A 23006-nucleotide genomic window follows, 5' to 3' on the forward strand; every position below is an offset into this window, starting at 1 on the left:
CCCCCAAACCCCCACACCAACCCGCCCAACAAAAAACCCAGCTCCAAAAAAGGAGCTGGGATGGGAAGTCAAAGCTCAAACGCTAGTTAGGAGATAACAATGCCGCGCTCTGCGAACCATGAGACTGGGTCCACTGCGCCTTGGCCGCCGGGGTGCACCTGGAAGTGGAGGTGGGAGCCGGTGGAGAAGCCACGGTTGCCCATGCCTGCGATGTTCTGGCCAGCCTCAACGCGCTCACCAACGCTGACGGCGAGGGTTTCCATGTGGCCGTAGACGGTGATGGTGCCGTCGTCGTGGCGGATGCGGATCCAGTTGCCGTAGCCTGAGGCTGGGCCGGAGTCGATGACCTCGCCTGCCATTGCCGCGTAAATTGGAGTGCCGACGGCGTTTGCAATGTCAATGCCGGAGTGGAACGCGCCCCAACGTGGGCCGTAGCCGGAGGTAAATGCGCCTTCGGCAGGGCGTGCCACACTCACCTTGACGGTGCGTGCCTTTTGGTCAGCCTCGGTGAGCTGAGTTGCCAGCTCCTGGGCCTTCGCGAGCTGCTCGTTGATGCCAGCGAATGGCTTGAACTCGTTGATTGGCAGAATCTGTGGGGCTGCCTCTGGGGTGATCGGTGCAACTTGATCGTTTGCCAGTGCGATCTCGGAGGTGTTGGTGTTCGCGGTGTGTGCGAGTGCTACGCCGGTTGCGCCGGCGGTGGACACGGCTCCGGTTGCAACGGCAACAAAAGCAACGCTGCTTTTGATCTGAGAGGTGGACTGCTTGCGGTGCTTTCCACCGGCTACGCGCCGCGACTGCTTCATTGAAGGCCTACTTCCCGTTTTGTTACATTCCGTAACCAAGTTGTTATCTACCGGAGCCAACAGTAATGGTTTGTAACGATTTGAGCAAGCGAATCGAAAAATAACTTTAGTTTGTTCCAAAACCCCACAGAACCGGCGGGCTAAACCACAAGGATGAACCACGGTTGGCTAACACTTCGTGGCAGAGTTGAACCCATGAGTTCTCAACGCACTCGCCGACCCCGCACACGCCCGGCCGGCGCGGTCCCGGAGGGGAAGTCGCGTCCGGTTGCCGTCGTCCGTAAGCAGGAGCCCCAGACCCCCGAGCCGCAACCAGTGGAGGCCTTGCCTACCTTGCGCACGCGGCTGCGTCGTTTTGCTCCGGTGGTGCTCCTGAACAATGCCTTGATTCTGCTGTTGAGCATTGCCTTTGCGCTGATTGCGCTGATGTCTACGGCTACGTCGATGGCGGCGTTGGCGGCAGGTACTGCGGAAGCATGGATGGTTTTCCAGCTCATCGACGTCCATGGCCGAGGCCAGCAAATCGGAGTGTTGCCGATGCTGCCTGCGCTTCTCATGGTGTGGGGATTTTCGCGCCGCATCTACCGGGCGGTGAAGGAGCGGGTGTCGCTGGCGGATCTTGCGGTTCTGGCGGTGCTGACCCTGGGCGTGCCACTCATTGTGACGTTGGTCATGTGGGGCATGCTTCTCGACGCTTCCGTGGTCTACGACCTCACCGAACCACACCTCGGCCGCGCGATTGGCATGACCCTGCTGCTTCACGCCACCGCGCTCATTGCGGGCATGGGAGTGCGATTGTGGAAGGCGCTGGCGCGGAAGTTCGGGGTTGCGCTGTGGATTATCGACGCTGCCAAGGCGGCAGCCATCAGCGTTGGCCTGCTCCTTGCGGTGAGCTTGGCGGTGTATGCCGTGAGTTTGGCTGTGCACTGGCAGCAGGTACAGGCGTCCACGTCTACCTTTACGCAATGGGGAACCGCCGGTGCTTGGGGTTTGAGTGTGCTGTATCTGCCCAACGTGGCCGTCGGTGCGCTTGCGGTTATGTTTGGTTCCGAGGTCTACCTGGGGGCCGGCGGTGTCTCCCTGTTTGGTGTGAACATGGTGAACCTGCCGCCGCTGCCGATCCTCGCGGGCATTCCTAGCTCGGCGGCGGCGTGGGCACCGGCGCTGCTGGTGGTTGTGCTGGGTGTTTTGGTGTGGCGGGTGTACCGTGCCGGAGGCTCGGGTGTGGCGGGTGAAGTGGGCAAGCACTGGGGATTCCTAGGTAGCCTCACGCAGGCCGGTATTGCGGCATTGATTATGTTGCTGCTCGTCATCGCCGCCGGAGGCAATCTGGGTGTGTACGGCGAGTTCGGTCCAAATCTATGGCTGACCCCTTTGTTTGCGTTTGTGTGGGTTGGCTACGTGCTCGCCGCTGCTGCAGGTGTTCGGATGCTGCAACAGCGTGGCCGTGGCGACCGCCGCCGTGGCGAAAACGAAAGCCTGGCGGCAGAGGACACGGTAGTTGAGCCGGCGGAAGATGCGGTGCAAGCAGCGGTGGAACCCGAGGTTGAGGACAGCGCGGAGACTACTGCGGAGACTGCTGCCGTGGAGGCTGATGAGCTAGAGGAACCCGAGGAGCCCGTGGAGGCTGAGGAGCTTGAGGATCCTGAAGACGCTGACGGCGCTGATGAAGCCGAGGGCAATGACGGCGCCGAAGAACCCGAAGAACCCGAAGGCCCCGACGAGGCAGAAGAAGCCGGGTTCGAAGAAGTTCCAGAAACCCCTGAGCCGCCTACTTTCCCCGTGGAGTCTGCGGAAGGGCAGGATGCTGGGGACGTCGGCAGGCTCCTGGAAGAGGCTGAGGAGGAACCCGAAGATGCCTCCGAAGATTCCCCGAAAGAAAAGTGACCTTATATATAAGGAGTAATCTTCTGTTGCTCATGTGAAAATGGCTGTGCAAGTTGTTGGCTGGGGGAGTTTTCTCATAAGGCACGAGCGCATAACATGGAGCGAGTGGAAGGAACCAAAACTCAGTTGCGGGTTGTTGTGATGGCCTCTGGGTCGGGGACGCTGCTCCAAGCAATCCTGGACAATCAAGGTGCATACCAAGTGCAGGCGGTTGTGACGGACGTCGCCTGCCCCGCCAACGAGCGGGCAACCCGCGCAGGCGTACCCACCCAAATCGTGGAATTCGCCGCGGAACAAGACCGCACTATCTGGAACAAAAAGCTCGCCGAAGCCGTGGCTGGATACACCCCAGACCTCGTAGTTTCCGCGGGCTTCATGCGTATCCTGGGTGCCCCCTTCCTCGATGTGTTCGGTGGGCGCATTATCAACACCCACCCGGCGCTACTCCCTAGCTTTCCCGGCGCCCATGGTGTCAGGGATGCCCTTGCCTACGGGGTGAAAGTCACCGGCAGCACAGTGCATTTTGTGGACGCAGGCGTGGATACCGGAGAGATCATCGCCCAGGAACCCGTCCGCGTCCTGCCCGGGGATTCCGAAGCAGAGCTGCACGAACGCATCAAAAAGGTTGAGCGCAAGCTCATCGTAGAAGTTCTCAACACCGCCACCGTGGTCATGGGGGCGGACAACACAACCGCCACCGTGGTCATGGGGGCGGACAACACAAGGAGAGGTTTCAATCACCAATGAGTGAAGACCGCAAAGCAATCAAGCGCGCCCTGATTAGCGTCTATGACAAGTCCGGTTTGGAAGATTTGGCCCGCGCGCTGGATCAGGCCGGCGTGGAGATCGTGTCCACTGGATCCACTGCAGCAAAGATTGCTGAGCTCGGCATCAACGTCATTCCCGTGGAAAACCTCACCGGCTTCCCCGAGTGCCTTGAAGGCCGCGTCAAAACCCTGCACCCACGCGTGCACGCAGGCATCCTCGCGGACACCCGCAAAGATGATCACCTGGCGCAGCTCGAGGAGCTCGAGATCGAACCTTTCCAGCTCGTGGTGGTAAACCTGTACCCATTCGAGGCAACCGTCGCCTCCGGTGCAGACTTCGACGCCTGCGTGGAACAAATCGACATCGGCGGGCCATCCATGGTCCGCGCCGCCGCGAAGAATCACCCCTCCGTGGCAGTGGTCGTGGACCCAGCGCGCTACAACGACGTCGCCAAGGCCCTCAGCGAAGGCGGTTTCACGCGCGCGCAGCGCACAGCACTGGCAGTGGACGCATACCGCCACACCGCAGCTTACGACGTTGCAGTGGCCACCTGGATGGGTGAGCAAATCGCCCAGACCAGCGAAAACGCCAAGCAGGATGCCCAGTTCCCAGAGTGGATCGGCAGCTCCTACAACCGTGCAGGCGTGCTGCGCTACGGCGAAAACCCACACCAGGCAGCAGCACTGTACTCCGATGGCACCGGCCTGGCTGGGGCGCAGCAGCTCCACGGCAAGGAGATGAGCTACAACAACTACACCGATTCCGACGCCGCCTGGCGCGCCGCATGGGACCACGAGCGCCCCTGCGTTGCCATCATCAAGCACGCAAACCCCTGCGGCATCGCGGTGTCTGACACCTCGATCGCGGAGGCGCACCGCACCGCGCACGCCTGCGACCCCGTCTCCGCATTTGGCGGCGTGATTGCCTCCAACAGGGAAGTATCCGTGGAGATGGCGCAGCAGGTTGCGGAAATCTTCACCGAGGTCATCATCGCCCCAGGCTATGAAGATGGCGCGGTGGAAATCCTCTCCCAGAAGAAGAACATCCGCGTGCTTCAGGCAGACGCCCCGACCCAGCAGGTGCTCGAGCGCCGTGAAATCTCTGGTGGCTTGTTGGTCCAAGAGCGCGACCTCATCAACGCTGAGGGCGATTCCCCAGCAAACTGGCAACTCGTTGCCGGTGAAGCCGCCACGGATGAGCAGCTCGCCGAGCTGGAATTCGCATGGCGCGCGGTGCGTGCCGTGAAGTCCAACGCCATCCTGCTCACCAAGAACGGCGCAACCGTGGGCGTGGGCATGGGTCAGGTCAACCGTGTGGACGCCGCAAAACTCGCCGTGGAACGTGCCAACACCCTGGCCGGCGAGGAGCAGCGAGCCAAGGGAGCCGTGGCCGCGTCGGACGCCTTCTTCCCCTTCGCTGACGGTTTCCAGGTGCTTGCCGACGCCGGGGTCACCGCAGTAGTGCAGCCCGGTGGTTCCATCCGCGACGCCGAAGTGATCGAGGCTGCAAACGCAGCAGGAGTGACCATGTACCTCACCGGTGCACGGCACTTCGCGCACTAAGCGAATAAGCGGCAGGGCTCCTTCCCACAGGCGGGCAGGGGCCCTTTTCCATTGGCGGCGAAATGTGTGCGCGCGAGCGGCTGCCTTGACTAGATTTAGCCTCATGAAGATTTACGGACCAGCAATCTTGTTTGCGCCCGCGGGTCGCCCAGAAATCATCCCAAAGGCCGCGCAGAAGGCGGACATGGTGATCCTCGACCTCGAGGACGGTGCCGGCGACATAGACCGCGAAGCCGCCTACGCCAACATCCGCAACAGCGGCCTCGACCCTAAACGCACTATCGTGCGCACTGTCGGCCCCACCGACCCCAACTTCGCCCAAGACGTTGCCTTCGTGCGCACCACCGAATACACCCAGGTCATGGTGCCAAAAATCTACTCCGAGGTGCCGGCGGAGCTCGATGGACTTGAGGTCATCGCCATGATCGAAACCCCGCAAGCCGTGGTGGCCATGGAGCGCATCGCACAACACCCTAGCGTCGTGGGGCTGTTCTGGGGTGCGGAAGACCTCACCGTTGGGCTCGGCGGTACGCACTCACGCAGGCTTCCCGACGAACCCAGCCCGGGCCCATATCGCGCAACAATGAGCTTGGTGCGCTCGATGATGCTCATCCACGTCGCTGCCGCCGGCAAATTTGCCATTGACGCAGTGTATGCGGACTTCCGCGACCCGGAGGGCATGCACATCGAATGCATCGACGCCTGCCGCAGCGGTTTTGTAGCATCCGCCTGCATCCACCCCGCCCAGGTGGATACTGTGCGCAAGGCATATGCCCCGGATGCCGCGCAACTCGAATGGGCGCAGCGGGTAGCCGAGGAAGCCACCAAGCACCCCGGTGCGTTCAAGCTCGATGGTGAGATGATCGACGCCCCTCTGATCACCCAAGCCCAGCGGGTGCTGGATCGGGCCGCGGCTATTTCTCCAGAGAGTTAATTAGCTCTATCGTGCGTGCCACCCTGTCTTCTGGCAGGGCGGCGCCGAGTACGGCGAGGGCGGCGTCGGCGAGCATAATCGCGAGCGTCGGCAGGGAGTCCTCTTTGAGGGGGAATGGGGCTACGCCGTCATTGGGGCGCATTTCCACCACACTGAGTGCGATGTGGAACGGCAGGTCAGCGCGTGGATCATCAGCGCCGACGATTTCTGTGGCGATGTCTTTGAAGATCTGGCGCAGGTTCGCGCGCTGCTCATGGTAGGTGGCGAACTCCTCGCTTGCGGCAGTGGGGAGCTGGTACAGCCTGCCGACGTTCCACCGGGTGGACAGCAACAGGCGCGCCTCGGAGGCAGTGAGTGCCCAAAGGCGCAGCTCAGGGGAGTCTGAGCTTTCGCCGAAGAGATCCGCGAGCTGGGTGGAAGGCTCCATGGTGGAGCTCAACAGTGTGAGGAAAATTTCCGTCTTGGAGGGGAAATGGTAGTACAGAGACGCCTGGCGGATGCCCACCGCATCTGCAATTTGGTGCGTGGACGTGGTGGCAAAGCCCTGCTTGGTGAATAGCTCCGCGGATGCGTCGAGAATCTCCTCACGCGCGGTGCTGCCGCGGCGGCGTGGGCTGTTCTTACGGGGACGCCCGACTGCTCCTCCAGCCATGAACTCCCTTTCTCCTGGTGGATTGGCCAAGCGTTACCCCAAAGGGGTGGTGGCCAAAACAATCATCGAACTAATAACTATACAAGTGCAGGCGCTACCCAAGCGAACGCATCACGCCTGATACCATCCGCGCTGCCGCACCAAAGGTGCTGCGCTGGATGGGTAGCAGGTATGCGGCGGTGGTGTAGCTGGTGTGTACGCGGTCCGCAAAGCGGCGGAACTGCAACTGCAGTCCTGCGTCCCAGGCTTGCAAAAGATCCGAGGCTTGCGCCTCGTTGAGCACCCCAGCCTTGGTTGCGGCTTCCACGCGCTCGGGCGTGGAGGTGGCCTCTGAGCCGGCTGCCACCGACGCCCAACGGGCAATAGCAATGATGGGGTAGAGCAAGTCCTGCCGAATGTTCACCGGAACATCCTGGATGGGCAGCCCATCTTTGGTTTGGACCGCTGGGAGCTCGTAGCGGCGCGCCTCATTGAGCAGTGCGGCGTGGTCGCCGCGGTCCAAGACGGCGCGGAGGAACCAGGTTCCGGCGTCGGCAAAAATTGCCAACCCGGCACCATCAGCCTCCATGATCCGTTCCTCCCACTGCTGCCTGGTGAGCGCCTGAGCGCCAAACGGGGTCTCCTCGGTGTTGAGGCCAATGTCCTGGAGGAGAGCCGTGAGTGGTGCGCTGCTGGTGCCGGAATCGCCTACGGTGAGCCACTTAATGGGGGAAGAGGGGAGTGCGTCACCGCGGCCAACTGGGCCGGTGAGCACAATGTCTGCGCCGTTGGTGAGGCTGCGAACGCCCTCGGAGTGCAGCACGTCCGTGACAAGCTGGGAGTACCACGCCACGAGCTCATGAGGGCTTTCGTTGTGGTCAATGGCATTGCGCGCAAGGTCTTGCGACTCTGCAAGAATTCCCCGAACCATCGCAGGATCAGAACACAGAGGGGCTTGTTGTGCGAGCTCTACCAGCGAATTGTGCATGCTTTCAAGGATAGATCAGGCAACAACTGAACTTCCAACCGCGTGGGGGTTGTTGCCTTTTTTGGGTAGCTCTTCGTTCTGTGATCTGTGCGCCGGGCTTTGCATTGGGGTTGGTTTTTGGGTTGGGTTTTGGGCCGTTTTGGCGTTGGGTTTTGGGCCGTTTTTGCGTTGGTCGATAGGCAAAAGTCGATAGGCCGTTGCGTTGGTCGAAAGGGCGGCGGATTTCGGGGAAATTGGCGTGATATCGACTTTGGGATATCGACCAACGCTTCCTATCGACCAACACAACAGGCCCCACCCCTCCAAGTGCCCCAACTCCAACCCCAAAACGCAAAAACGCCCCGCCACTTCATGTGGCGGAGCGTTGTTTGACTTGAGCTGTCGTCGCCCCTTCTAATGCGTAGCTGTAACGAGCTGGCGCTTAGCGGGTGGTGAACGGCAGGAGAGCCATCTCGCGGGCGTTCTTCACTGCGGTTGCTACCTGACGCTGCTGCTGCGGGGTCAGGCCGGTGACGCGGCGGGAACGGATCTTCTGGCGATCGGAGATGAACAGACGAAGGGTCTCGATGTCCTTGTAGTCCACCTTCTCGATGCCCTTAGCCTTGAGAGGGTTCTTCTTTGGGCGGCGGGATTGCTCGATCCGCGCCTTCTTGATGTTGTTGCGCTTCATTGGAACCTCCGATTACCAGCTGGACTTACGAACGCCAGGAAGCTCACCGCGGTGAGCCATCTCGCGCAGGCGGACACGGGAAACACCGAACTTCCGCAGGAAGCCGCGTGGGCGGCCGTCGCGGGAGTCGCGGTTGCGGACGCGAACTGGGGATGCGTCGCGTGGCTGACGGTTCAGCTCAAACTGTGCGTCCAGACGGTCCTCATCAGAGGTGTTTGGGTTCTTGATGATTGCCTTGAGCTCGTTACGGCGCTCCGCGTAGCGGGCGACGATTTCCTTGCGCTGCTCGTTCTTGGCGATCTTAGACTTCTTAGCCATGAATTAACGCTCCTCGCGGAATTCGACGTGCTTGCGGACTACCGGATCGTACTTCTTCAAGGTGATGCGATCAGGGTTGTTGCGCTTGTTCTTACGGGTGACGTAGGTGTAACCGGTGCCAGCCGTAGACTTCAGCTTGATGATCGGACGAATGTCATTGCGTGCCATCTTTTAGATCTTCTCCCCACGTGCTCGGATCTTTGCAACCACGGACTCAATGCCATCGCGGTCAATGATCTTCAGGCCCTTGGTGGAAACGTTCAAGGTGATGGTACGGCCCTCAGAGGGCAGGTAGAACTTACGACGCTGCACGTTGGGGTTCCAACGGCGGGAGGTGCGTCGGTGCGAGTGTGAGACTTGCTTGCCGAAGCTCGGCTTGCGTCCCGTAACCTGGCAAATAGCCGACATAGGTTTCTTTCTCCTAGCCGCCCACTCCAAAACCTGCGGGCGCTTGCCTATCCGCGGCGCAAAATGCAAAACGCCTTTTCACAGGCGTACTACCGGGAGAAGCGAGCTGCCAAACACGAGCCGAAGGGGCGATAAACGTACATTGTGACAACAGCAAGGGAAAAGCTTACATGCTTGAGGTGAATTTTCCTAATCCCCGCCGCGTCCACAATCTTCGCCGTAGCCCGTGTGACTGCAGTGAAAAGAGAGGCGTTCCGACGCCGCCAGCGCCACCACCACTCAGGGCACCTGCGCGGAAGCAAGGTCCCATTCAGTAGCGGGGCGCCGCATCGGTACCGGGAACCGGGTCCTGTGGGTTGAGTGCCCGCGCGAGGTGGAGGGCCAACACGGTGCGGTCGCGCGCCTGAAGCTTTCGCAGCAAGGACGATACGTGATTTTTCACGGTGCCTTCCGCGAGGTGCAGCGTGCTTGCGATCTCTGCGTTGTTTGCCCCTTGGGCAACGAGTTCGGCAACGGTGCGTTCGGCGCGGGTGAGAATGGCCAGTTCTTGGGATTGCTGCGCCGCGGCTGGATTGGTGTACGCGAAGCGGGCCACGCGGGGGTCCAGCACCACACCGCCTTGGGCTACCTGGGTGATCGCCTCGGCAAGTTGTTCCGGGGACACGTCTTTGAGGATGTAGCCCGCCGCCCCGGCTTTCATGAGACTGTGGACTAGGGAGGCATCGTCAAACGTGGTGAGCACCAATATTGGGAGCTGTGGATAGTGTTTGCCCAGATCATGCACCACGTCAAGGCCGCTGAATTCGGGCATGGCGGCGTCGGTCACCACTACATCGGGCTCCCATTTGCGCACCAGTGCATTGGCGCGGCGGCCATCGGTGCTGGTGGCCACGATCTCAAAGCCTTCAAAGGTTTCCAGGAGAAGTTTGAGGCCGTCCAGGATGACGCGGTGGTCGTCAATCAGCAGAATCTTTGGCATAGCAGCATTCCTTTATTTCAGATTGGCTTCGAGCACAGCGCCCTGCTCGCTTGCCGTCAGGCGTAATGTGCCTCCCTGAGCCTCAATCCTCTCCCGCAGAGTTTTCAGCCCAAAGCCTTCGGTGATTACAGAGCCCTCAGAGGTAGCTATGCCATTGTCTTCGAGTCGGAAGTAAACCTGCCCATGCGCCTCGTGAATGCTCAGGAGGGCCTTGGTTGCTCCAGAGTGCCGGGCGGTGTTCGTGAGGGCCTCTTGGGTGATCCTGAGCAGGAGGAGCTCAACCTCGCGGGAGAGGGCGCCAATCTGAATGTTCGTGACCACCTCTAGGCCCGTTCCCTTGAATGTATCGCTCACCGCCTGCAACGCATCGGACAACGAGCCTTCCTGGAGGGCAATCGGATGGAGTGCTCGCACGGTGGAGCGCATCTCCTGCAAAGCTTGGGTGCAGGTAGCACGCGCGATTTTGAGCTGAGCTTCCGCGCGCTCGGGGCTTGTGGGGAAGGTGCGCTGGGCGACGTCGATATGTAGCCCAATGCTGGTCAGGTGGTGCCCCAAGCCGTCGTGCAGCGCCGCGGAGATGCGCGCGCGTTCGTCGGCAAGCGTGAGTTCGCGTGCCTGAGTGAGCTCCTGGCGCAACTGTGCGTTGGCTTCGCGGGCGCGGAGGACGAGCCCGCCGAGGTGCAATCCTGCCAGCAGAAACAGGGTGATCGAGGCCATGTTGAGTAATTCTTGGACCCAGGTGAGGGATGTGCCAAGGATCATCGTCGCGGCGTAGCAGCCCACTAATACGCAGGAGGTGATGGCCACTTTGTAGAGGTCTTCCAGCATGAGTGCAATGACCGCGAGCCAGAAGGGGAAGAGGGCCAGTAAGTTGTCGCTGGTCACCCACAATGCGAGCGTGCATAGGGTGAACAACAGTACGGAGAGTTTGCCTGGGGCGGTGCGCCACCAGATCCACGATGCACAGGCGAAGGCCAGCAAAAGGTATGTTGCCTCGCGGCCTCCTTGCTGGCTGTAAATTGCACTCGCCGCCAATGCCGCTGCCGTGGTGAACCCGTAATCCAGAAATGCTGATTCCATTGAGGCGAAACCTCTGGCTGCCCTGGAGCTCCTGGATGCCTTGGGGATCTGTGACGCGTCTGTGGGAGTCTGCACACTCATAGCTTCAAGCCTAAAAGGGTGCGCACCCGCAGACCCATGACTTGGGTCATGACTTCGGGGTCAAAGTGGTGACCGTGGGACGATGTCTCCACGGCGCAGCGTTCATAGCGTGGAAAACCATGAACACATTGCAAACTCAAGCTACGCCCGCAAAGGCCGCCCACCGTATCCAAGCGCTGGACGTTGCCCGTGGCGTTGCGATCCTCGGTACGTTTGCCGCCAACGTGTGGCTGTTTGCCCGCCCTTTCAATGGCATTGACCTCGGCGGCCTAGTCAGTGGCCCTGCTCTGTGGGAGCAGCTCGGCCAGCAGAGCGTGGGTGAGAAGATTGAGTCGCTGATGGGTGTCATTACCGACGGCAAGTTTCTCGGCCTGCTCACCTTGATGTTTGGTATCGGCCTAGAAATTCAGTACCAGTCCGCCTTACGCCGCGGAAGGCCCTGGCCACGCAGCTACCGCCCCCGCGCCTGGATCCTCATGCTGGAAGGCACACTGAACTACATCTTCGTATTCGCTTTTGACGTCCTAATGGGATACGCCCTCACCGCACTCGCTGTCGCGCCGCTGCTCGCTTCAAAGCATGTGAAGCGGTGGATGTGGGCGGGCCTTGTGGTCCACGTGAGCTTCCTTTCCTTCCTGGTGTGGAGCTCCCTTTCCGCCGCCGAAGCGCAAGCGGGACTGGCAACCGAAGCATCGCCATATCCCACCAGCTACTTTGCGCAAATCCAGGAGCGAATCATTAACTTTGGCATGTGGCGTTTTGAGGTGCCGATCATGTTCCTCATGGGCCTCGGCATGTTCATTGTTGGTTCCCGCCTCTACCGCGCCGGCCTGTTTGAGCCTCACGGGGCGAAGCTGCGCACGCAGATGATGGCGCTGGGCCTCGGCGCAGGTATTCCACTCGATCTCTCCCTGCGCCTGTTCTGCCCCTCGGCGTTCTCCGCGCTCGCCCGCTACGGGAGCTCCTCGCTGGTGGCGCTGGGTATCCTCTCTCTGATTGCGGCTTGGTATTGCCGACGCGCCCAGGGCTCCACGGGGCAGGGCATCTCTGGCGGCAACGAGAGTAGGGAAGTGGGCCTCATTGGTGCCCACGTTGCGAACGTGGGCAAGATGGCGCTGAGCTGCTACGTTGGCCAAAACATCTTTGGTCTCGTGGTTTTCAATTGGTTCGGAGTTGGGCGGTTGATTGAGGGTGAATACTTCACATATTGGGTCTTGGGCTTCTTTGTGCTGGGCTGCGCGCTGATGGTCGGTTGCAGCACCCTGTGGCTGCGCCGCTTTCCACGCGGGCCGATGGAGACGGTGTCCCACGCGCTTATGGATAAAGCTGCGCGCGCCCAATTGAGGCGTGAGAAGAAGTAAAGTGGCTGTGCAAATTGGGTGATAGTGAGGGGTTTTGAGGATTTCCCAAATGGTGGAAAACCCTGTAAGATTGGCAAAGTTGTCTGTGGCCTGGAGGGCGTGAGCGTGCAGAAAACCCTGCTCACCTGCGCACAAGAGAGCTGCTAGGCAGATGTAAGAAGATCATTTCGCACCCAACTCGGGCACGATCCCAGACGCCAACACTGCTTGCTTGAGTGAGTATTCTGGCAAAAGCGCTGGGAACCGACCCGAAGTCTCAATCCTGAGGGAAACGAATACATATGAAGAAGGACATCCACCCGGATTACCACCCGGTTGTGTTCCGCGATGCAGGTACTGGCTACCAGTTCCTGACTCGCTCCACCGCCACTTCTGACCGCACCGTTGAGTGGGAAGATGGCAACGAGTACCCATTGATCGTGGTTGACGTGACCAGCGAATCTCACCCATTCTGGACCGGCGCACAGCGTGTCATGGACACCGCCGGCCGTGTGGAGAAGTTCGAGCGCCGCTTCGGCGCCATGGCCCGCCGCAAGAAGAAGAACTAAGGAGGGAACAACTCATGGCAGTTCCAAAGCGCCGCATGTCTCGCGCAAACACCCACTCTCGCCGTTCCCAGTGGAAGGCTGATAACGTAGCACTCCAAGAGGTGAAGATCGACGGCCAGACCGTACGCATCCCACGCCGCCTGGTGAAGGCTGCTCAGCTTGGCCTGGTTGAGGTTGAGCAATTCTAAGCTGAGTTCCATTTTCAGCAGAATGGGCCGGTAAGGGGCGGAAAACGCATTCCCTTGCCGGTTTTTTCTATCCACGGCCCCCTGTGTCCACTTTCTGGCAAAATTACAGTAACTTTGCAGTAGCGATGCAGTCAGTTGGTGACCGTATTTTTCAAGGAAAGTAGGCAAACAGCCAATGAAAATTGTTGTCGTAGATGATGACCAAGCTGTCCGGGACTCCCTACGCCGATCCCTGGCATTCAATGGCTTCGATGTGACTACCGCAGAGGACGGCGTGGTTGCCCTCGAAGTCATTGAGCGGGAACAACCAGGCCTTGTGATCCTTGACGGCATGATGCCAAACATGGATGGCCTTGAAGTTTGCCGTTCCCTGAGGTCAAACGGTGACGAGCGCCCAATCCTCATGCTCACCGCTCGAGACGGTGTAGCTGATCGTGTTGCGGGCCTCGATGCAGGTGCCGACGACTACCTTCTCAAGCCATTCGCCTTGGAAGAGCTCCTTGCGCGCGTGCGTTCACTCCTGCGCCGTGCGGCGGCGGACGCCGTCGGTGCCGGTGACTCCAGCAAGTACAGCTTTGCTGACTTGAAGCTGGATGCGGAAACGCGTGAAGTTTCCCGCGGCGGCCGTGTGATTAGCCTCACCCGCACGGAGTTCGCACTGATGCAGTTGCTGATGGCAAACCCAAAGCGTGTGCTTTCCCGGACCACCATTTTGGAGGAGGTGTGGGGGTATGACTTCCCAACCTCCGGCAACGCGCTTGAGGTGTATATTGGTTACCTACGGAAGAAAACTGAAGCCAATGGTGAGCCTCGCCTCATCCACACCGTTCGCGGTGTTGGCTATGTGTTGAAGGAACATAACCAGTAGGGAGTTAAGTCGCGTTGATGTTGCGGAGGTCCTCGCGGCGCCCAGCCCACGGCAAAGACCATAAAGGCGGCATGGGTTCTTTTGTGGATCACGCATCATCGCGCTCCCTGAAATGGCGCATCGCCATGCTCACCGCCTCATTGGTAGCAATCGCGGTGGGCCTCATGACGATCGTGGCGTACTGGTCCGTAAACAGTACGCTGCGTAACTCAATGGATCTGGACCTCAACGCTAAAGCAGAGGCCACCCTTTCACGCCTGGAAAATTCGAGCGTTGCGCCCGAAGCCGTCCAAGAGGAACTCCAAGAGTTCCGCCGGTTCAACCCCAATTACAAAATCGCCGTGACCAACCAAAAGTGGCCGTATGCGATAGGGGATACCATCGCCGTGGCGGAAAACGCCAGCGTAAATGAGCAGGGCTACACCGCCGATTCCGTAGAGGGTATGCGGGTGCTCACCAAAGAAGATCCAAACACCGGCACCACGGTGATTGTGGCGCGGCAAAGCTCTTCTATCAACAGCATTACCAACAACCTCGGTTTTGTGCTGCTGGGTGTGAGTGTTGCCGGCATCCTTTTGGCCATTGTTGCCGGCATCTTTGTGGCCAATACTGGATTGCGCCCGGTGGTTCACCTGCGAAATGCAGTGCGTCGAGTCACGGAGACAGACGAGCTCACCCCCATCCCCGTGGAGGGACAGGACGAAATCGCGCAGCTCACCTCCAGTTTCAATGAGATGCTGGCGGCACTGGAATCTTCTCGGGCGCGGCAAGCAGAGCTGGTGGCTGACGCCGGCCATGAGCTGAAAACCCCGCTCACTTCCATGCGCACCAATATCGAGCTGCTCATGATGATGTATAAGTCTGACAGCCCGCACCTTTCCATTGCAGACCGCGAAGCACTCGAGGCGGACGTGATCGCGCAAATGGAAGAGCTTTCCACGTTGATCGGTGACCTGGTGGATCTGGCCCGCGAACAGTCCCTGGATAAGACTGAAACACTTGAGGCTGAGGTGAACTTGGAAGAGGTGGTGGAACACGCCCTAGAACGTGTGCAGCGCCGCCGAACGGACGTGACCTTCGACATCTCGGTGATCCCCTGGTGCGTGGTGGGTGACTACGCCTCCCTCAACCGCGCCTTCGTGAACGTGCTGGATAACGCCGCAAAATGGTCCCCGCAGCAAGGTACCGTGCGCGTGGAGATGGAGCAAACAGGGCGCAACACCGTCACCATTTCCGTTTCCGACTCCGGCCCAGGCGTGCCCGAGGCAGACCGCGAGCGCATCTTTGAACGCTTCTACCGCTCGGTGGAAGCCCGCGCAATGCCCGGTTCCGGGCTGGGGTTGGCGATCGTTCGCCAAGTCATGGTTCGCCACGGCGGCAGCATCGTTGCCAAAGAGTCCAACGACGGCGGCACGAAGATGGTCATGACCTTGCCTGGTTTTTCCGACGCCCCCAGCGCCGAACACACCCAGGAATCCTTGGGGGAGCAGGTCTAACGCATCACCGACCGCGGCCCAAGCTAGGTCCGCGGCTTGAGGTTGGGGATGTCAGCGGCATTCACACCGTTTCACACTGTTTCACGCAGATTTTCACAGACAAATAGCAGAAGTTCTGGATTAAACCGCCAGTTGGATGGAGCACACTTACCGCCATGAACAGCGAAAACAATAATTCTTCCACCCCTTCCAACCCTTCCACCCCTTCCAACCCTGCCGACCCGCACACTGAGCAGATCCCAGCGCAGCCTGAGAGCCCGCAACATGCATCCACGGCGGACTTCCAGCAGGTGCGCAACCCATACGCTCACCCTTCCACCCCTTCCACCCCATTCGCCCCTGAAACGCAGTCTGCTGCGGCGGCGGGGGCGTCGGAACAGCAATGGGAAGGCGCGGTGCCGGGTCCGGTTCCGGTTCCGGGTTCGGTGACGGGCGCGAGTGAGGGTGTGGGTTCGCAGCAGGAGCATTCCACGGTGACGCTGTTGGGACCCAGTGAGGAGTTGAATGCCGCGCAGCAACCGGCGGCGCCGAAGAAGAGCCGCACTGTGCCGCTGACCGGAGCGATTGCGCTTGCGTTGGTGGCGGCAATCGGCTCGGGCACGCTCACCGGGGTGTACGCCAGCCGGAACCAGGAGGTGACCTCCACCTCTGCGGTGTTGGAGCAACTCCGCACGCCGGTGTCCAATGAGGGGGCAACCGTAGCAGCGGCCGGGTCAGTGGAGCAGGTGGCCGCAGCGGTGTTGCCTTCCGTGGTGAGCATTCAGGTGTCCACCCGAACGGGCGTAAGTGAGGGTTCCGGTTCCATCATCTCCAGCGACGGCTACGTGCTCACCAATAATCACGTTGTGTCCGCAGCCGCTGAGGGGGCGTCCCAGGTAGTGGTTACCCTCAACGATGGCCGGGAACTGCTCGCTGATTTTGTAGCGGGAGATGGCAACACGGACGTTGCGGTGATCAAGATCCGCGATGTTGCAGATCTCCCGGTGATGAGTTTTGGCGATTCCAGCAGCCTGCAGGTGGGGCAGGAAGTGGTGGCAATTGGTTCTCCGCTTGGGCTTTCCGCAACGGTGACCTCCGGTATCGTGTCCGCGATGAACCGCCCCGTGCGCGCCGGTGGCTCCAATACCGGTGAGTCCACGCTCATTGACGCGATCCAAACCGATGCCGCAATTAACCCCGGCAACTCTGGTGGCCCGCTGGTGGATATGAACGGCAACCTTGTGGGAATGAACTCGGTGATTGCCTCGTTGAGCTCCGGTTCGGATTCCTCCGGTTCCATTGGCCTCGGTTTTGCAATCCCGGCGAACTTTGCCCGTCGCGTGGCTGACCAACTGATTGCAACTGGGCAGGTGACCCACCCAATGCTCGGGGTGCAGCTTAACCCGAACTCCAACGTGCGTGGCGCGATGATCAGTGAGGTCACCCCCGGCGGTCCAAGCGAGGCCGCCGGCCTGCAAGCCGGTGACGTGGTGACCAGGATCAATGACCGCAGCATTGACTCCACGGATGCGCTGATTGCCGCTGTGCGCAGCAGTGAATTTGGTCAAACGGTCACGCTCGTTGTGGAGGATGCAAATGGAGGAAACTCCCGCGAGGTCCAGGTCACGCTCACCGGCGAATAGGGCCGTATGGCAAATGGTGCTCAATAAGGCGCCATAAAATTCACCGCAGAAGGATTTCCCCCTAAGAACTCGCCCGCGGTACAGGCCCACAGCTTAGACTGCAAGAAGCTGCGCCTGTACCGGCGAGCACCAACCAAGCACATACCCCCCAACGCATAGAACAGGTACCGCGTAATGAGCCACCCTTTCATCGGCGCACTTGAAGATTCCATCGAGCCAGACGAGGCATTCTTCCTGGCCTCAGAAGCCGAGGGTGCAGCTCCACCGCCGCGCCGCGCGCTGGTGGTGTTGATTAGTGACCACACCATTGGCTCCGGCGAAGATACGGACCGGCTGTGCACTGAGCTGCTCACCGAAGGCGGGTTTGTGGTGGATGGGGTGCTGGCGGTGCATAAGTCGCGCTCGAAGATCCGCCAGGCAATTGAAACGGCTGTGGTGGGCGGCGTGGACCTGGTGCTCACCGTGGGCGGCACCGGTGTGGGCCCGCGCGACAAAACCCCAGAGGCCACCCGGGATGTGTTGGATCAAGACGTCCCCGGCGTTGCCCAAGCGATCCGCGCATCCGGCCTGGCCTGCGGTGCCGTGGACGCCGGCACCTCCCGCGGCATCTCCGGCATTTCAGGTTCCACCGTGATCATCAACCTTGCGGATTCCCGCGCTGCGATCCGCGACGGCATGGCCACCCTCACCCCGCTCGTCCACCACCTCATCGACCAATTGCGCAGGGCCGAGGTACAGGCGTGAGCAAACAGCGCAGGAGGGTCAAGCGGCTTTCCGACGTCCCCTATGACCGCTCTTGGGATACAGACCCCACCTGGCCGGCCGCAACTGAAGCAACAGCCGCGCCTGAAGTAGAGGTGGAGGGCTCAGAAGAAAGCAATGACCTGGAGTTTTACCAGGCACAGCGCCCGCCTCACTATGGGGAATAACAACAATCGCCGTACCCCGAAAGGTACGGCGATGACGCGTTTGCAGCAGATTGACTGCGTGCAGATTACTGCAGCTTGTTCTGCTTGAGAAGGTCGCGGATCTCGGTGAGCAGCTCTGCCTCGATGGAAGCAGGAGCCTCTGGCTCCTCCTGAACACCCTTGCGGGCAGCCTGCATCTCGTTGAGCTTGTTCATCGGGGCAACCAGGATGAAGTACACAACTGCAGCAACAATGAGGAAGTTGATTGCAGCGGTGATCACAGCACCGAAGTCCACAAAGGTGGCTGGGTTGCTGGAGATGATGTGGAAGCCCAGGCCGGAAACGTCGGCACCGCCGATGGAGGCGATCATCGGGTTGATGATGTAATCGGAGAAAGCGGTCACGATTGCGGTGAACGCGGAGCCGATCACAACGGCTACGGCAAGCTCAACAACGTTGCCGCGGAGGATGAAGTCTTTGAAACCCTTCAGCATTGAATAACCTTTTCTTTAAAAAGCGGGGGTTGGTTCGGGTGATCACCTTATAGGACTGTGGTGCTGTTGTGCACGGGCGCCACTGATCACCACAGCCAAGGGCCGCTCCAAGGCCGCCGAGGCCACCGTGTGTGCAGCATGGGTTTCAAGTGCAATAAGCGCCAACCCCTGTTGCTCGCTGGAGGCATAAAGTACCACTCCACCTGCGGCAATAACCTCAGAATTGTGGCTAATTACATCTACTGTATCGCCGTGTTGCAACATGCTGGCAAGCTGTGGATCTGCCAATTTGAGTGGGACGATATTGGTTTCAGGGGCAAATGTGGTGTTGCCCACGTTTCTGGTGGTAAGGCTGGGGTCCATGACATCTTGCGGGGCCGCGAACATCCCCGGTTGACGGTGAGTCACCGAAATCAATCCCGCTACCTGCTCTGTGGAAGTAGCCGCTGATTCCGGCGCCCAAGCGGAAGGCACGGAGATCACGGCCACGGCTTCTTCCGGGATTACCCGCCCAGGGGAGATCTCCTGGGTGTATTGCACCACCTGGGAACGGGGTTCGTGGCTGCCCAGCAGCGCGCTGAGCAAGGCGGCGATCACCAAGATGGCGGCCAGCCCGCGGCGAAGATACAGGCTGCGGCGATACCCAGGGTGGAGGAGGGAAGAGAGTTGGTCAAGGCGCATATGTGTTTAGACTGCGCCCGTGCCCCCAACGGTTCCATCGGGGGTGAGTACAAAATCTGCTGCGGCGTCGTGCGGCTGCGCGGGGATGTCTCCGCGCACTTCCTCTGGGTAGAGCAGCACTACGGTTGGGGTGCTCACACCTTCGAGTGCTCGGTCGTAGAAACCGGCTCCGCGGCCGATGCGGGTGCCGTCGGGACGCGCACCCATTGCGGGCACCACGATGAGGTCGAGCTCATGTAGCACGCTGCTGTCTCGCTGCGCTTCGGGAGCCGGGATGCCAAAGCGGCCTAGCTTGAGGCTCTGCGGGCCGGCGTAGGTGCCCCAATGCAGCAGGGAGTGGTCTTGAATGACCGGCAGCCATACGGTGGCGAGTTTGCCCAGCGTGGGGAGCAGGAGCTCACCGCCAGGTTCGCCGTCTTCGGGGACGTACGCCGCGATCTGTGTGGCGCCTTGCCGCGCCAAGAGTGCTGTGAGGTGGGTGCAGATGGCGGCGTCGGCACGCTCTCTTTCCTGCTTGCCGAGTGCCTGCCTGCTGCTTCGCAGAATCTGACGCATCGCTGCTTTGGAGTGCATGGCTCACAATGCTAGTGAAGATTTGTGTGCCTAAAAACCAGTGGCGCTGCAATTTTCCAGCACTGTGCGGCGGTAGGGTGGGGAGTATGACTGACTTTCTTCGCGCGGTGAAAACGGTGATTGTTCCCGCGGCGGGCCTGGGCACCAGGTTCCTTCCCGCCACAAAAACCGTGCCCAAGGAGTTGCTCCCCGTGGTGGATACCCCAGGCATTGAGCTGATTGCCCAGGAGGCGGCTGCTCTTGGTGCAACCCGTCTGGCAATCATCACCGCGCCGAACAAACAGGAAGTGTTGGAACACTTCAAGCCCTGCCCTGAGCTGGAGGAAACCCTTGCCAGCCGAGGGAAGGAGGAGCAGTTGCGCAAGGTTCGCCGGGCGGGGTCGTTGATTTCCCCCGTAGCCGTGGAGCAGGAAAAGCCCCTCGGTTTGGGGCACGCAGTGGGCCTCGCGGAGGCAGTGCTGGATGAGGATGAAGACGTTGTAGCAGTAATGCTTCCCGACGACCTGGTGCTGCCCACCGGCGTCCTAGAAAAGATGCTGGAAGTGCGCAATGAGCTGGGTGGATCCGTGCTCTGTGCCTTCGACGTGCCGGAGGATGAGACGTACAACTACGGCGTGTTTGACATTGAAGAAGCGGAATACCAAGGCCCACACCATGTGAAAAAGGTGCGCGGGATGGTGGAAAAGCCCAGCGTGGAGGACGCTCCATCAACGTTTGTGGCCACCGGACGCTACCTGCTGGACCGCGCCATCTTTGATGCGCTGCGCCAGATCACCCCGGGTGCCGGTGGGGAACTGCAGCTCACTGACGCGATCTCCCTGCTCATCGAGCAAGGTCACCCCGTGCACATCGTGGTTCATGAGGGCAAGCGCCATGACCTGGGCAATCCCGGCGGCTACATTCCGGCCGTGGTGGACTTTGGATTGGCGGACCCCGTGTATGGGCCACATCTGAAAAAAGTTCTGCGCGCGATTCTGGAAGAGCACGGCGCGTAGAGACGCCGGAAGCCATTTGCGGTGAGGGTGGTGACGGCTGAAGAAGAGCGGCTGTTTCCACATCACCCCTGCTACGCTCCACAGGAGATCCCAACACCAAGATTGGAGGCTTCAGGTGCGCTCGGTTGAGCAACAACTCGCACTGGTCACTCAGGCGGCGATTGCCCCTGAGCCAGTTCGCATTGCTATCGCAGAAGCTCTCGGCCTGATGTGCGCTGAGGAAGTGCAGGCCACACGCCCCCTACCTGGGTTCGACCAGGCAGTGATTGATGGCTACGCCGTGCGCGCAGTTGATATTGGTGGGGAACGTGGGCTCGGACAGCCCCAGGATGAACCTATCGCACAGATGGAGGCCTCTCTCCCAGTGGTTGGCGAGGTTTCCGCAGGTTCTCAGCGCCCCCTGCGCCTGCAGCCGAAGCAAGCGGTTCGGGTGCATACTGGCGCACCGATCCCCACATTGGCCGATGCGGTGGTTCCGCTCGAATGGACTGACCGCGGCCGCAAACGCATGACCGTGACTCGCCCCGTGCGCAGCGGTGAATTTGTGCGCCGACAGGGCGACGACATTCGCCCCGGCGACGTCGCCGTAAGCAGCGGCGCAATCCTCGGCCCTGCGCACATCGGTCTGCTCGCGGCTGTCGGGCGTTCCAAAGTGCTGGTGTATCCGCGTCCGCGTATGTCCGTGATCTCGGTGGGGCACGAGCTGGTGGACATCGATCGCGATCCCGGCCTCGGGCAAATCTTGGACGTCAATTCTTATGCGCTCGCCGCAGCCGGCAGGGATGCGGGTGCCGACGTGCACCGGGTGGGCATCGCAGCAGGGGAGCCGCGCAGGTTGCGCGAGATTGTGGAATCTCAGATGCTGCGCAGTGAGATCATTGTGATCTCCGGTGCCGTGGGTGGCTCGGGGTCGGAGGAAATCCGCAGGGTGCTGGCAGACCTGGGGCAGATCGACACCACCCGCGTGGCCATGCACCCCGGATCTGTGCAGGGCTTTGGCCTGCTGGGTGAGCAGCAGATCCCAGTGTTCTTGCTGCCCAGCAACCCGGTGTCTGCCCTGGTGATCTTTGAGGTGTTCATCCGCCCGATGGTGCGGATGTGCCTGGGCAAGCGCAGCCCGCATCGCCGCACCGTGCGCGCGCGTGCGCTTAACCGGGTGGATTCGCGTGTGGATCGCCGAGGATTTGTGCGCGCTCGGTTGATGCGTGACGCTCAAACGCAGGACTACCTGGTGGAGGCACTCGGTGGGGCCAATGGCGCCCCGGCACACCTGCTGGCTGGGCTTTCAGAGGCAAACGCCATGATTCGCATTCCAGAGTCCGCCGCTGAGGTTCGCCCAGGTGACATCGTGGACGTGATGTTCCTGTCCCAGCAGCAGTAGCTGGTGAAGCGGTGTTTTTGAGTAGGCTGTTTGAACGCTCCACGCCGGCGGTGGGTGCCCCGAACCCCCGGACTCCCGGCTTCGGCGAGTACACGGAAACAGTGGAAGTGTCCGGGCATAAGGTGCGGCTGCGCCCCCTGGAGGTCAGGGATGGCGCGGCGTGGCGCATGTTGCGGATCGCAGACCAGCAATACCTGCAGCCAGTGGAGCCTACCGTGGAGGGGACGTGGACGCAGGCGCACAGCAGTAGTGCGTGGCGTGCGCACTACATTCAACTGCGCGAGCTGGGCCACGCGGGGGCGGCAGTGGCTTGCGTCATTGAGGTGGATGGCCAGTTTGCGGGTCAAGTGACTATCGGCAACATCACCCGTGGGGTGGCCAATGAGGCCTGGATCGGCTACTGGGTGGCCTCGCGCTACACCGGCCGCGGCATTGGCACCATCGCCTGTGCCCTGGGCACTCGCCATGCTTTTCAGCGCGTGGGTGTGCACAGACTGACTGCAACGCACTTGCCGGAAAACATCGCCTCGGAAAAAATCCTCGAGCACAATGGGTTCCGCAGGGAAGGTTTCCTGCTGCGCAACTTACATATTGATGGTCAGTGGCGGGATCACTATCTCCTGGCCCAAACGGTGGAAGAGTACCAAGATTGGCTGCGTACTCGGCGCGCCTGAATCCTCCCGGCTTACCCCGGCAATAGGGTAGTGGGGATAGAAGTGGCGCTGGCCGATGCCAGCACAAAACGCTGTGATTTGAAGGTTTAGAAGGGCAGTGAGCTG

Annotated in this window: 27 protein-coding genes; 15 read left to right on the forward strand and 12 right to left on the reverse strand. The window is 60.6% G+C overall.

Annotated elements, in window-relative coordinates:
- Positions 1 to 86: 86 nt before the first annotated feature.
- On the reverse strand, positions 87 to 806 hold the full coding sequence (locus NQ018_RS09005; protein WP_257060483.1) for a M23 family metallopeptidase: 720 nt from the start codon (positions 804 to 806) through the stop codon (positions 87 to 89).
- Between the two features lie 195 nt (positions 807 to 1001).
- Here NQ018_RS09005 and NQ018_RS09010 point away from each other — a divergent pair, with 195 nt between their 5' ends.
- The 4 genes from NQ018_RS09010 to NQ018_RS09025 all read left to right on the forward strand — a co-directional run bounded on the left by NQ018_RS09010 (position 1002) and on the right by NQ018_RS09025 (position 5957).
- Positions 1002 to 2693 carry a cell division protein PerM gene (locus NQ018_RS09010; protein WP_257060484.1) on the forward strand — a complete coding sequence of 564 codons (1692 nt, stop codon included), beginning with the start codon at positions 1002 to 1004 and terminating at the stop codon, positions 2691 to 2693.
- Positions 2694 to 2834: 141 nt separating this feature from the next.
- Positions 2835 to 3440, forward strand: a complete 606-nt coding sequence (purN, locus tag NQ018_RS09015; protein ID WP_257060530.1) for a phosphoribosylglycinamide formyltransferase — start codon at positions 2835 to 2837, stop codon at positions 3438 to 3440.
- Positions 3437 to 5023, forward strand: a complete 1587-nt coding sequence (purH, locus tag NQ018_RS09020; protein WP_257060485.1) for a bifunctional phosphoribosylaminoimidazolecarboxamide formyltransferase/IMP cyclohydrolase — start codon at positions 3437 to 3439, stop codon at positions 5021 to 5023. Before purN ends, purH begins: the two co-directional genes overlap by 4 nt.
- A gap of 103 nt (positions 5024 to 5126) precedes the next feature.
- Entirely contained in the window at positions 5127 to 5957 is an 831-nt protein-coding gene (locus NQ018_RS09025; protein ID WP_257060486.1) for an HpcH/HpaI aldolase/citrate lyase family protein, read from the forward strand.
- Here NQ018_RS09025 and NQ018_RS09030 read toward each other — a convergent pair.
- From NQ018_RS09030 to NQ018_RS09065, 8 genes are all read right to left on the reverse strand, one after another.
- Positions 5938 to 6609 carry a TetR/AcrR family transcriptional regulator gene (locus tag NQ018_RS09030; RefSeq protein ID WP_257060487.1) on the reverse strand — a complete coding sequence of 224 codons (672 nt, stop codon included), beginning with the start codon at positions 6607 to 6609 and terminating at the stop codon, positions 5938 to 5940. The two genes, NQ018_RS09025 and NQ018_RS09030, sit on opposite strands and share 20 nt — an antisense overlap.
- A gap of 94 nt (positions 6610 to 6703) precedes the next feature.
- Positions 6704 to 7576: a putative nucleotidyltransferase substrate binding domain-containing protein gene (locus NQ018_RS09035; RefSeq protein WP_257060488.1), complete on the reverse strand. Its 873-nt coding sequence runs from the start codon at positions 7574 to 7576 to the stop codon at positions 6704 to 6706.
- A gap of 421 nt (positions 7577 to 7997) precedes the next feature.
- Positions 7998 to 8246 (reverse strand): 30S ribosomal protein S18, encoded by a 249-nt coding sequence (rpsR, locus tag NQ018_RS09040; protein ID WP_257038339.1) that lies wholly within the window; start codon positions 8244 to 8246, stop codon positions 7998 to 8000.
- A 12-nt stretch (positions 8247 to 8258) separates the two neighbouring features.
- Positions 8259 to 8564, reverse strand: coding sequence for a 30S ribosomal protein S14 (gene rpsN, locus NQ018_RS09045; RefSeq protein ID WP_257038340.1), 306 nt, complete (start codon positions 8562 to 8564; stop codon positions 8259 to 8261).
- A 3-nt stretch (positions 8565 to 8567) separates the two neighbouring features.
- Complete coding sequence (gene rpmG, locus NQ018_RS09050; protein ID WP_006063179.1) at positions 8568 to 8732, reverse strand: 50S ribosomal protein L33; 165 nt, start codon at positions 8730 to 8732, stop codon at positions 8568 to 8570.
- A 3-nt stretch (positions 8733 to 8735) separates the two neighbouring features.
- On the reverse strand, positions 8736 to 8972 hold the full coding sequence (gene rpmB, locus NQ018_RS09055) for a 50S ribosomal protein L28 (protein ID WP_257038341.1): 237 nt from the start codon (positions 8970 to 8972) through the stop codon (positions 8736 to 8738).
- 310 nt (positions 8973 to 9282) lie between these two features.
- Complete coding sequence (locus tag NQ018_RS09060) at positions 9283 to 9951, reverse strand: response regulator transcription factor (protein WP_257060489.1); 669 nt, start codon at positions 9949 to 9951, stop codon at positions 9283 to 9285.
- 12 nt (positions 9952 to 9963) lie between these two features.
- On the reverse strand, positions 9964 to 11031 hold the full coding sequence (locus NQ018_RS09065; RefSeq protein ID WP_257060490.1) for a sensor histidine kinase: 1068 nt from the start codon (positions 11029 to 11031) through the stop codon (positions 9964 to 9966).
- A 200-nt stretch (positions 11032 to 11231) separates the two neighbouring features.
- Between NQ018_RS09065 and NQ018_RS09070 the strand changes: the two genes are divergently transcribed.
- The 8 genes from NQ018_RS09070 to NQ018_RS09105 all read left to right on the forward strand — a co-directional run bounded on the left by NQ018_RS09070 (position 11232) and on the right by NQ018_RS09105 (position 18124).
- Positions 11232 to 12473, forward strand: a complete 1242-nt coding sequence (locus NQ018_RS09070; RefSeq protein ID WP_257060495.1) for a DUF418 domain-containing protein — start codon at positions 11232 to 11234, stop codon at positions 12471 to 12473.
- A 281-nt stretch (positions 12474 to 12754) separates the two neighbouring features.
- Entirely contained in the window at positions 12755 to 13021 is a 267-nt protein-coding gene (locus NQ018_RS09075; protein WP_257038345.1) for a type B 50S ribosomal protein L31, read from the forward strand.
- Positions 13022 to 13035: 14 nt separating this feature from the next.
- Positions 13036 to 13209, forward strand: a complete 174-nt coding sequence (rpmF, locus tag NQ018_RS09080) for a 50S ribosomal protein L32 (RefSeq protein ID WP_013241515.1) — start codon at positions 13036 to 13038, stop codon at positions 13207 to 13209.
- 175 nt (positions 13210 to 13384) lie between these two features.
- Positions 13385 to 14077 carry a response regulator transcription factor gene (locus tag NQ018_RS09085; RefSeq protein WP_257060497.1) on the forward strand — a complete coding sequence of 231 codons (693 nt, stop codon included), beginning with the start codon at positions 13385 to 13387 and terminating at the stop codon, positions 14075 to 14077.
- 71 nt (positions 14078 to 14148) lie between these two features.
- The gene (locus NQ018_RS09090) at positions 14149 to 15573 is read left to right on the forward strand and encodes a HAMP domain-containing sensor histidine kinase (RefSeq protein WP_257060500.1); all 1425 of its coding nucleotides are present in this window, start codon (positions 14149 to 14151) and stop codon (positions 15571 to 15573) included.
- 155 nt (positions 15574 to 15728) lie between these two features.
- Positions 15729 to 17195 (forward strand): S1C family serine protease, encoded by a 1467-nt coding sequence (locus NQ018_RS09095; protein WP_257060502.1) that lies wholly within the window; start codon positions 15729 to 15731, stop codon positions 17193 to 17195.
- A gap of 174 nt (positions 17196 to 17369) precedes the next feature.
- Positions 17370 to 17939, forward strand: coding sequence for a MogA/MoaB family molybdenum cofactor biosynthesis protein (locus NQ018_RS09100; RefSeq protein ID WP_257038349.1), 570 nt, complete (start codon positions 17370 to 17372; stop codon positions 17937 to 17939).
- Positions 17936 to 18124 carry a hypothetical protein gene (locus tag NQ018_RS09105; protein WP_257060505.1) on the forward strand — a complete coding sequence of 63 codons (189 nt, stop codon included), beginning with the start codon at positions 17936 to 17938 and terminating at the stop codon, positions 18122 to 18124. The genes NQ018_RS09100 and NQ018_RS09105 overlap by 4 nt, the downstream gene beginning before the upstream one ends.
- A gap of 65 nt (positions 18125 to 18189) precedes the next feature.
- Here the strand turns inward: NQ018_RS09105 and mscL are convergent, their stop codons facing one another.
- Genes mscL through NQ018_RS09120 form a run of 3 tightly spaced genes read right to left on the reverse strand, consistent with a single transcriptional unit; the run spans position 18190 to position 19851 of the window.
- Positions 18190 to 18597 (reverse strand): large conductance mechanosensitive channel protein MscL, encoded by a 408-nt coding sequence (mscL, locus tag NQ018_RS09110; RefSeq protein ID WP_257038351.1) that lies wholly within the window; start codon positions 18595 to 18597, stop codon positions 18190 to 18192.
- Between the two features lie 42 nt (positions 18598 to 18639).
- Positions 18640 to 19278, reverse strand: a complete 639-nt coding sequence (locus tag NQ018_RS09115; protein WP_257060506.1) for an SAF domain-containing protein — start codon at positions 19276 to 19278, stop codon at positions 18640 to 18642.
- Positions 19279 to 19284: 6 nt separating this feature from the next.
- The gene (locus NQ018_RS09120) at positions 19285 to 19851 is read right to left on the reverse strand and encodes a 5-formyltetrahydrofolate cyclo-ligase (protein ID WP_257060507.1); all 567 of its coding nucleotides are present in this window, start codon (positions 19849 to 19851) and stop codon (positions 19285 to 19287) included.
- 86 nt (positions 19852 to 19937) lie between these two features.
- On the opposite strand from NQ018_RS09120, the gene NQ018_RS09125 reads away from it, so the two are divergent.
- The 3 genes from NQ018_RS09125 to NQ018_RS09135 all read left to right on the forward strand — a co-directional run bounded on the left by NQ018_RS09125 (position 19938) and on the right by NQ018_RS09135 (position 22901).
- Positions 19938 to 20846, forward strand: coding sequence for a UTP--glucose-1-phosphate uridylyltransferase (locus tag NQ018_RS09125; protein ID WP_257060508.1), 909 nt, complete (start codon positions 19938 to 19940; stop codon positions 20844 to 20846).
- Between the two features lie 115 nt (positions 20847 to 20961).
- Positions 20962 to 22227: a molybdotransferase-like divisome protein Glp gene (glp, locus tag NQ018_RS09130; RefSeq protein WP_257060510.1), complete on the forward strand. Its 1266-nt coding sequence runs from the start codon at positions 20962 to 20964 to the stop codon at positions 22225 to 22227.
- Between the two features lie 17 nt (positions 22228 to 22244).
- Positions 22245 to 22901, forward strand: coding sequence for a GNAT family N-acetyltransferase (locus tag NQ018_RS09135; protein WP_306429017.1), 657 nt, complete (start codon positions 22245 to 22247; stop codon positions 22899 to 22901).
- Positions 22902 to 23006: the final 105 nt, after the last annotated feature.

Origin of the sequence: Corynebacterium kozikiae, assembly GCF_024580965.1 — a bacterium.
Classification (GTDB): domain Bacteria; phylum Actinomycetota; class Actinomycetes; order Mycobacteriales; family Mycobacteriaceae; genus Corynebacterium; species Corynebacterium kozikiae.